The following is a 674-nucleotide window of genomic DNA, read 5'->3' as shown; positions in this document are numbered from 1 at the left end:
TTGAACCGGCCGAGGTTGAAGCCAGCCACCGCGAGAGGAATCTCCGAGGACCATTTCGAGTAGGCCACCTTCTTGTCCTTGCCCTCCTCCACGCGATTGCCGACGCTGACGAGCGAGTACTTCTTTGGATAGCGGAAGCTCAACTCAAAGGTCGCTCGATCTCGGAACGAGTTGAGGCTGGGATACCAACTAGTGCGGGCCAACACAAAGAAGTTGCCGCTGCCAGCCGAGCGGATCACTTTCTTGCCCTCGCTGGCATAGGTGAAGCCAAGCTCGTATTCGGCGCCTTCGGCCAGAGGCTCCGGCATGACGACGTAGAGCGAGCCGTCCTGCTTCCGCGGCTCCTGGATGAATGTGACCGGCTCGCCATTGAGCGTGGCCGCGGAAACCCGCAGGTTGGGAAGCAGGCCAAACTTGATCACTCGCTCGCCCGCGACGACGGTGCGAATCCGGATGCGGCAGGTGGCCTGGATATTTCGCTCGCCCAGCAGCTCGGCCTCGATGGCGTAGTGGATCGCGTCCACGGTGCGCTTGTCGACTTCGGCGTCGGTCGCGCCGGCCTGCCATTCCGAGTCGAGGTGGGAGAGATACCAGATCCCTTCCCTCCGGTCGGAGTGATTGACGTAGACCAGGGCCACCTCCTCGTTTGGGTCATACTGAGGCAGGCCGCCACG

At 62.2% G+C, this 674-nt stretch carries 1 protein-coding gene; it reads right to left on the bottom strand.

What is annotated here, in order from left to right; translation table 11 throughout:
• On the bottom strand, nucleotides 1–674 hold a 674-nt coding region (locus GY769_01125; GenBank protein ID MCP4200518.1), incomplete at both ends, for a M1 family metallopeptidase.

The sequence above is a fragment of the bacterium genome (genome assembly GCA_024224155.1).
Taxonomy (GTDB): domain Bacteria; phylum Acidobacteriota; class Thermoanaerobaculia; order Multivoradales; family JAHEKO01; genus CALZIK01.
Note: the sequence above shows the minus strand (reverse complement) of the source record. Positions and strands in the feature narration are given on the sequence as shown.